The sequence below is a fragment of the Actinoplanes sp. NPDC048791 genome (assembly GCF_040650095.1).
In the GTDB taxonomy this organism is placed as follows: Bacteria; Actinomycetota; Actinomycetes; order Mycobacteriales; family Micromonosporaceae; genus Actinoplanes.
Genome location: NZ_JBEZGQ010000209.1, coordinates 1,726 through 10,209 on the forward strand (window position 1 = coordinate 1,726; position 8,484 = coordinate 10,209).

Below are 8,484 nucleotides of genomic sequence, written 5' to 3' on the forward strand. Positions count from 1 at the left end.
CGCCCCGAGCGGCCACCTGCGCGACCGCGCCGCGGTGGGGGTCGTCCTCTCGCCCGGCGCGCGCGACCCGGCCACCGCGGACGTACCGGTGGAACTGGCCCGGGCGGTCCTGACCCGCCGGGTGCCGCTGTTCGGCATCTGCTTCGGCAGCCAGATCCTGGGCCGGGCGCTCGGCTTCGGCACCTACAAGCTGGGGTACGGCCACCGCGGCATCAACCAGCCGGTGTTCGACAAGACCACGGGCAAGGTCGAGGTCACCTCGCACAACCACGGCTTCGCGGTCGACGCCCCGCTGAACACGGTCATCGACACCGATTTCGGTGGTGTCGAGGTCTCGCACGTCTGCCTCAACGACAACGTGGTCGAAGGTCTGCGGGCGCTGGACGTGCCCGCGTTCACGGTCCAGTACCACCCCGAGGCGGCAGCCGGCCCGCACGACGCGGACTACCTGTTCGATCGCTTCGTGGAGCTCGTCGAGAAGGTTGAGGCCCGCTGATGCCGAAGCGCTCCGATCTGCAGCACGTGATGGTGATCGGCTCCGGCCCGATCGTCATCGGCCAGGCCTGCGAGTTCGACTACTCCGGCACCCAGGCGTGCCGGGTGCTGCGCGCCGAGGGGCTGCGCGTCTCGCTGGTCAACTCCAACCCGGCCACGATCATGACCGACCCGGAGTTCGCCGACGCCACCTACGTCGAGCCGATCACCCCGGAGTTCGTCGAGCTGGTCATCGCCAAGGAACGCCCGGACGCGATCCTGCCCACGCTGGGCGGGCAGACCGCGCTCAACACCGCGATCGCCCTGCACGAGAACGGCGTCCTGGAGAAGTACGGCGTCGAGCTGATCGGCGCGAACGTCGACGCCATCCGCAAGGGCGAGGACCGGCAGCTCTTCAAGGACATCGTGGCCAAGGCCGGCGGCGAGACGCCCCGCTCGCGGGTCTGTCACTCGATGGACGAGGTGCACGCCGCGGTGGCCGAGCTGGGCCTGCCGGTGGTCATCCGGCCGTCGTTCACCATGGGCGGCTTCGGCTCCGGCATGGCGCACAACGACGAGGACCTGGACCGCCTGGCCGGCGGCGGCCTGGCCGCTTCCCCGGTGCACGAGGTGCTGATCGAGGAGAGCGTGCTCGGCTGGAAGGAGTACGAGCTCGAGCTGATGCGCGACAAGCACGACAACGTCGTGGTGGTCTGCTCGATCGAGAACGTCGACCCGATGGGCGTGCACACCGGCGACAGCGTCACCGTCGCCCCGGCCATGACGCTCACCGACCGCGAATACCAGAAGCTCCGCGACCTGGGCATCGCCGTGCTGCGCGAGGTCGGCGTGGACACCGGCGGCTGCAACATCCAGTTCGCGATCAACCCGGCCGACGGCCGCCTGGTCGTGATCGAGATGAACCCGCGGGTCTCGCGGTCCAGCGCGCTGGCCTCCAAGGCCACCGGCTTCCCGATCGCCAAGATCGCCGCCAAGCTGGCCATCGGCTACACCCTGGACGAGATCCCGAACGACATCACGCTCAAGACCCCGGCGGCGTTCGAGCCGGCGCTGGACTACGTGGTCGTCAAGATCCCGCGGTTCGCGTTCGAGAAGTTCCCCGGCGCGGACGCCGAGCTGACCACCACGATGAAGTCGGTCGGCGAGGCGATGAGCCTGGGCCGCAACTTCGCCGAGGCGCTCAACAAGGCGATGCGCTCGATGGAGACCAAGGCCGCCGGCTTCTGGACTCTCCCTGACGATGCCGACCTCGCGTCGACCTTGGAGGCCTTGCGGGTCCCGCACGACGGGCGCCTCTACACCGTCGAGCGCGCGCTCCGGCTCGGCGCGACAGTCGAGCAGGTGCACGAGGCCAGCGGCGGCATCGACCCGTGGTTCCTCGACGAGATCGCCGCCCTGATCGAGCTGCGGGACGCGGTCGAGGCGGCCCCGGTGCTCGACGAGGCCCTGCTGCGCCGCGCGAAGCGCTCGGGCTTCTCCGACCGCCAGCTCGCCGCGCTGCGCCCGGAACTGGCCGGCGAGGACGGCGTACGCATCCTGCGGCACCGGCTCGGGGTGCGGCCGGTCTACAAGACGGTCGACACCTGCGCCGCCGAGTTCGAGGCGAACACGCCGTACCACTACTCCACGTACGAGGAGGAGACCGAGGTCGCGCCGTCCGACCGGCCCAAGGTGCTGATCCTCGGGTCCGGGCCGAACCGGATCGGGCAGGGCATCGAGTTCGACTACTCGTGTGTGCACGCGGTCATGGCGCTGCGCGAGGTCGACTTCGAGACCGTCATGGTCAACTGCAACCCGGAGACGGTCTCGACCGACTACGACACCGCCGACCGGCTCTACTTCGAGCCGCTGACCTTCGAGGACGTCCTGGAGGTGTTCCACTCCGAGGACTCGTCCGGCAAGGCCGCCGGCGGCCCCGGCGTGGTCGGCGTGATCGTCCAGCTCGGCGGCCAGACCCCGCTCGGCCTGGCCCAGCGGCTCAAGGCCGCGGGCGTACCCATCGTCGGCACCTCGCCCGAGTCGATCGACCTGGCCGAGGACCGCGGCGCGTTCGGCCAGGTGCTGCACCGGGCCGGCCTGCGCTCGCCCGAGCACGGCACCGCGACCAGCTTCGAGGAAGCCAAGGCGATCGCCGACGAGATCGGCTACCCGGTGCTGGTCCGGCCGTCGTACGTGCTCGGCGGCCGCGGCATGGAGATCGTGTACGACGAGCCGACGCTGGCCGACTACATCGCCCGGGCCACCGAGATCTCACCGGACCACCCGGTGCTGGTCGACCGCTTCCTGGACGACGCGATCGAGATCGACGTGGACGCGCTCTGCGACGCCACCGGCGAGGTCTACATCGGCGGCGTCATGGAGCACATCGAGGAGGCCGGCATCCACTCCGGCGACTCGTCCTGCTCGCTGCCGCCGGTCACCCTGGCCGGTTCGCACCTGGCCGAGGTACGCCGCTACACCGAGGCGATCGCCCGCGGCGTGGGCGTGCGCGGCCTGCTCAACGTCCAGTACGCCCTCAAGGACGACACGCTCTACGTCCTGGAGGCCAACCCGCGCGCGTCCCGGACGGTCCCGTTCGTCTCCAAGGCGACGGCGGTGCCGCTGGCCAAGGCGGCCGCCCGGATCATGCTCGGCGCCACCATCAAGGAGCTGCGCGACGAGGGCATCCTGTTCCGCAACCGGGACGGCGGCGAGACCCCGGCGAACGCGCCGATCGCGGTCAAGGAGGCGGTGCTGCCGTTCAAGCGGTTCCGCACCCCGGCCGGCCAGGGCGTGGACAGCCTGCTCGGCCCGGAGATGAAGTCGACCGGCGAGGTCATGGGCATCGACCCCGCCTTCGGCCCGGCCTTCGCCAAGTCACAGGCGGCGGCGTACGGCTCGCTGCCGACCAGCGGCAAGATCTTCGTCTCGGTGGCCAACCGCGACAAGCGCTCGATGATCTTCCCGGTCAAGCGCCTGGCCGACCTGGGCTTCACCATCGTCACCACGGCCGGCACCGGCGAGGTGCTGCGCCGGCACGGCATCGAGTGCGAGATCGTGCCCAAGCACTTCGAGAGCCCCGGCCAGAACGCGGTGGCGCTGATCCAGGCCGGCGAGATCGCCCTGATCATCAACACGCCGCAGGGCTCGGGGGCGAGCGCCCGCTCGGACGGCTACGAGATCCGCAGCGCCGCGGTCACGTACGACATCCCGAGCATCACCACCGTGCCGGGCGCGGCCGCGGCGGTGATGGGCATCGAGGCCCTGATGCGCGGCGACATGACGGTCCGCCCGCTGCAGGAGCTGCACGCCATGCTGCGGGAGGGCGAGTGAGCGTTTTCACCGGCGCTGTTCGGCCGGTCCTGTTCCGGGTGGGTGGTGGTGACGCCGAGAAGGCTCACGAGTTCACCCTGGAACGGCTGGCCGGGCTGGGGGCCGCCCCGCGGGCGCTGCTGCACCGCCGCTATGCGGTGCAGGCGCCGGTCGAGGCCTTCGGCGTGCGCTTCCCCAACCCGGTGGGGCTGGCGGCCGGCATGGACAAGAACGGGGTGGCCCTGCCGGCCTGGCCCGCGCTCGGCTTCGGCTTCGTCGAGGTCGGCACGGTCACCGCGAAACCGCAGCCCGGCAACGACAAGCCCCGGCTCTTCCGGCTGCGTGACAGCGAGGCCGTGATCAACCGGATGGGCTTCAACAACGCGGGCGCGGCGGCCCTGGCCACCCGGCTGGCCGAGCTGGGGCCGCTGCCGGTGCCGCTGGGCATCTCGCTGGGCAAGTCCAAGGTGACGCCGCTGGAGGAGGCGGTGGAGGACTACCTGACGTCCTACAACCTGCTGCACCCGTACGCGGACTACATCGCGGTCAACGTGTCGTCACCGAACACCCCCGGGCTGCGTACGCTCCAGGACAAGTCGGCCCTGGCGGCGCTGCTCGGGGCCTTGGTGGGCGAGAAGCCGGTGCTGGTGAAGATCGCCCCGGACCTGACCGAACCGGCCATCGCCGAGCTGCTCGAGGTCTGCCTCGCGTACGGCGCGGCGGGCGTCATCGCGACCAACACGACGCTGTCCCGCGACGGGCTGGCGGCGGCGGACCAGCCGCGGGCCGGGGAGACGGGCGGGCTGTCCGGGCGGCCGCTCACCGAACGGGCCCGCAAGATCGTCCACTTCGTCCACGAGGAGACCGGCGGCCGCCTGCCGATCATCGGTGTGGGCGGCATCGTCGAGCCGGACGACGCGACCCGCATGTTCGACGCGGGGGCGGCGCTGGTGCAGCTCTACACCGGCTTCATCTACCGCGGGCCGGCCCTGGTCCGGGCCGCGGCCAGGGCCTACGCGACCGCCGGGGAGAAGGCCACGCCGTGACCCCCGGCCCGGCCGCCCGGCAGGCCGCCTGCCTGGTTGCGTTGCGGGGCCGGTCTTGAGCCGCGGCGGCGGGCGGGACGAGGCCGAGCTGCTGGCGCTCGACCGGGCGCACGTCTGGCATCCCTACGGGCCGATGCCCGGGCGCAGCGAGCCCTACGTCGTCGAGAGCGCCGAGGGCGTCCGGCTGCGGCTGGCCGACGGGCGGGAGCTCATCGACGGCATGTCGTCGTGGTGGGCCGCCATCCACGGCTACCGGCACCCCGTGCTGGACGCGGCGCTGAGCGAGCAGGCCGGCCGGATGAGCCACGTCATGTTCGGCGGGCTCACCCACGCGCCCGCCGTCGAGCTGGCCACCACCCTGGTCGAGCTCACCCCGGACGGGCTCGAGCACGTCTTCCTCTGCGACTCCGGCTCCGTCGGGGTCGAGGTGGCCATCAAAATGGCCCTCCAGGCCCAGCTCGCCCGGGGCCGTCCGGAGCGGCGCAAGCTGGCCACCTGGCGCGGCGGCTACCACGGCGACACGTTCCATCCGATGAGCGTCTGCGACCCGGTCGGCGGGATGCACCAGCTCTGGACCGGGGTGCTGCCCGCCCAGATCTTCGCGGGCCCGCCGCCGGCCGGCTACGACGAGGCCTACGCCACCGAGCTGACCGAGCTGGTCGCCCGGCACGCCGATGAGCTCGCCGCCGTCATCGTCGAGCCGGTCGTGCAGGGCGCCGGCGGCATGCGCATGCATCACCCCGGTTACCTGCGGGTGCTGCGCGAGGTGACCGCTGCTCACGGCGTACTGCTGATCTTCGACGAGATCGCGACCGGCTTCGGCCGTACCGGTGAGCTCTTCGCGGCCGGCCACGCCGGGGTGACGCCCGACATCATGTGCCTGGGCAAAGCCCTCACCGGGGGATATCTGACCCTCGCCGCGACCCTCTGCACCGCCGCGGTCGCCCACGCCGTCTCGGCCGGCAGCGCCGGCGGGCTGGCGCACGGGCCGACCTTCATGGGCAACCCGCTGGCCTGCGCCGTCGCCAACGCCTCCATCGGCCTGCTGCGGGCCCAGGACTGGCCGGGCCAGGTCCGGCGTATCGAGGCGGGCCTCCGAGCCGGTCTGGAGCCGCTGCGGGGCCTTCCCGGGGTCGCCGACGTGCGGGTCCTGGGCGCCATCGGCGTGGTCCAGCTCGATCACGCCGTCGACCTGGCCGGGGCGACTGCCGCCGCTGTGGCCGCCGGCGTCTGGCTGCGGCCGTTCCGGGACCTGATCTACACGATGCCGCCGTACGTCACCGACGACGCCGACGTCGCCCGCATTACCCAAGGAATCGCCGCGGCGGTGTCCGCCACCTGACACGGAAGTGAGAACGCCCCTATGGAGTCCTTCGGAAGCCGCCTGCACCGTGCCACCCGGGAGCGGGGGCCGCTGTGTGTCGGCATCGATCCGCACGCCGCTCTGCTCGCCCGCTGGGGCCTCTCGGACGACGTCGCCGGCCTGGAACGCTTCGCCCTAACGGTTGTCGAAGCACTGGCCGATCGGGTCGCCGTCCTCAAGCCGCAGTCGGCTTTCTTTGAGAGATTTGGGTCACGTGGCGTCGCTGTTCTTGAGTCAACTATCCGACAGTCACGCGAGGCCGGTGCGCTGGTGCTTCTCGACGTGAAGCGCGGCGACATCGGCTCGACGATGGCCGCGTACGCAAGCGCTTACCTCAATCCGGACAGTTCGCTGTGTGCTGACGCGATCACTGTGAGTCCCTATCTCGGAGTCGGCTCGTTGCAGCCCGCGTTCGACATGGCGGCCGGTCACGGCGGCGGCGTTTTCGTTCTGGCGCTGACCTCCAATCCCGAGGGAGCGAGCGTCCAGCACGCCGTCGGGGCCGGCGGACGGACCGTCGGGCAGACCGTGATCGACGAGATTGCGCAGGTCAACGTGGGTGCGGAGCCGCTCGGCAGCCTCGGCCTGGTGGTCGGCGCGACCATCGGCGCGACCGGCCACGACCTGTCCAAGGTGAACGGACCACTGCTCGCCCCGGGCCTCGGAGCACAGGGTGGAAGCCCCGCGGACCTGCGCGAAATTTTCGGGGAGAGCCTGCGGAACGTGCTGCCGTCGTACTCACGCGAGGTCCTCGGCGCGGGCCCCGACGTGACCTCGTTGCGGGCCGCCGCGGACCGCGCGGTCACGGCGTGTAGCGCCGTGATCGGGTGAAACGGCCTGCCTAGCAGGCCTGCCCCGGTCCGGTTGGGGGGTACCCCCACGTTGCCGAAACCGCCGCTGACCGCTAGTTTTCCCGGCGCCAGGAACCACATGCCCCTTTGGTTCCCTGGCACACCACGTTTCACAGAGTGCCGGTATTGGACTACCGGTGCGATAGGGACCTGAGGAGAACTGGTGCCGCTCCCGCAACTAAGCCCCGAGCAGCGTAAAGCCGCGCTGGAGAAGGCCGCGGAGATTCGCAAGGCCCGGGCCGAGCTGAAAGATCAGCTCAAGTCTGGCAAGACCACCCTCGCCGCCGTGCTCGACCGGGCGGAAGGCGACGACGTCGTCGGCAAGCTGAAGGTTTCGGCCGTGCTCCAGGCGCTGCCGGGCATCGGCAAGATCCGGGCCACCCAGATCATGGAGAAGCTCAAGATCGCCGACAGTCGCCGTCTTCGTGGCCTGGGCGAGCAGCAGCGTAAGGCCCTCCTGGGGGAGTTCGCTGCGAACTGACTCACCGGCTCGTGTTGAATGAGCCTGTGAGCATGGATGACGACGCGCGCCCGGCAGCCCGACTCACCGTCCTGTCCGGCCCCTCGGGGGTGGGCAAAGACAGCGTGATCGAGCTGATCCGGGCGCGCTCGCCATGGATCAAGCTGTCGGTGTCGGTGACAACCCGCAAGAAGCGCGACTACGAGACCGACGGCGAGCACTACCACTTCGTCACCCGGCAGGAGTTCCAGCGCCTCGTCGACGGCAACCAGCTGCTCGAGTGGGCGGAGTTCGCGGGCAACCTCTACGGCACGCCCCGGGCCCAGGTCGAGGGCTGGCTCGCGCAGGGCCGACCGGTGCTGCTCAAGATCGACCTGCAGGGCGCCCGGCAGGTGCGGGCCACGATGCCCGACGCCCAGCTCGTCTTCCTCGCCCCGCCCAGCGTCGAGGAGCTCAAGCGCCGGCTGATCGGGCGCGGCACCGACGACGAGGAGACCATCCGGCGGCGCCTGGCGCACGCCGACGAGGAGCTCGCCGCCGAGAAGGAGTTCGACCGCACCGTGGTCAACGACTTCGTCGAGCGCGCCGCCGACGAGCTGGTAGGATTGCTCGGTTCGTCGTTTCTGACTCCCGCTCAGCCGCCGGTGTCAAGCTGAGAATTAAGGAAGTACATCACTGTGGGAACCATCGCCAACCCCGAAGGCATCACCAACCCGCCGATCGACGAGCTGCTCGACAAGACCTCGTCGAAGTACTCGCTGGTGATCTTCGCGGCCAAGCGCGCCCGCCAGGTCAACGCCTACTACAGCCAGCTCGGCGAGGGTCTGCTGGAGTATGTCGGCCCGCTGGTCGAGACCACTCCGCAGGAGAAGCCGCTCTCGATCGCGATGCGCGAGATCAACGCCGGTCTGCTGACCGCCGAGGCGACCGACAACCCCTGATCCGCTGATCCACCGTGCACCCGCGCCCGCTCACCGC

General features: G+C 70.7%; 8 protein-coding genes. All 8 read left to right on the plus strand.

The window, feature by feature from the left end; all coding sequences use genetic code 11:
- Positions 1-496: glutamine amidotransferase-related protein (locus AB0C29_RS17510; RefSeq protein WP_360821306.1), on the plus strand; the 496-nt coding region annotated here is incomplete at its 5' end.
- Entirely contained in the window at positions 496-3,807 is a 3,312-nt protein-coding gene (gene carB, locus AB0C29_RS17515) for a carbamoyl-phosphate synthase large subunit (RefSeq protein ID WP_360821308.1), read from the plus strand. The genes AB0C29_RS17510 and carB, both read left to right, overlap by 1 nt.
- Positions 3,804-4,832 (plus strand): quinone-dependent dihydroorotate dehydrogenase, encoded by a 1,029-nt coding sequence (locus AB0C29_RS17520; RefSeq protein ID WP_360821310.1) that lies wholly within the window; start codon positions 3,804-3,806, stop codon positions 4,830-4,832. The genes carB and AB0C29_RS17520 overlap by 4 nt, the downstream gene beginning before the upstream one ends.
- Positions 4,833-4,887: 55 nt before the next feature.
- Positions 4,888-6,174, plus strand: coding sequence for an adenosylmethionine--8-amino-7-oxononanoate transaminase (locus tag AB0C29_RS17525; RefSeq protein ID WP_360821312.1), 1,287 nt, complete (start codon positions 4,888-4,890; stop codon positions 6,172-6,174).
- 21 nt (positions 6,175-6,195) lie between these two features.
- On the plus strand, positions 6,196-7,026 hold the full coding sequence (pyrF, locus tag AB0C29_RS17530) for an orotidine-5'-phosphate decarboxylase (RefSeq protein ID WP_360821314.1): 831 nt from the start codon (positions 6,196-6,198) through the stop codon (positions 7,024-7,026).
- A 183-nt stretch (positions 7,027-7,209) separates the two neighbouring features.
- Positions 7,210-7,527, plus strand: coding sequence for an integration host factor, actinobacterial type (gene mihF, locus AB0C29_RS17535; RefSeq protein WP_125806289.1), 318 nt, complete (start codon positions 7,210-7,212; stop codon positions 7,525-7,527).
- Between the two features lie 32 nt (positions 7,528-7,559).
- A complete protein-coding gene (gene gmk, locus AB0C29_RS17540) occupies positions 7,560-8,162 on the plus strand; it encodes a guanylate kinase (protein ID WP_360821316.1) in 603 nt (200 codons plus the stop codon).
- Between the two features lie 21 nt (positions 8,163-8,183).
- Positions 8,184-8,447, plus strand: coding sequence for a DNA-directed RNA polymerase subunit omega (gene rpoZ / locus AB0C29_RS17545; protein ID WP_015623990.1), 264 nt, complete (start codon positions 8,184-8,186; stop codon positions 8,445-8,447).
- Positions 8,448-8,484 lie beyond the last annotated feature (37 nt).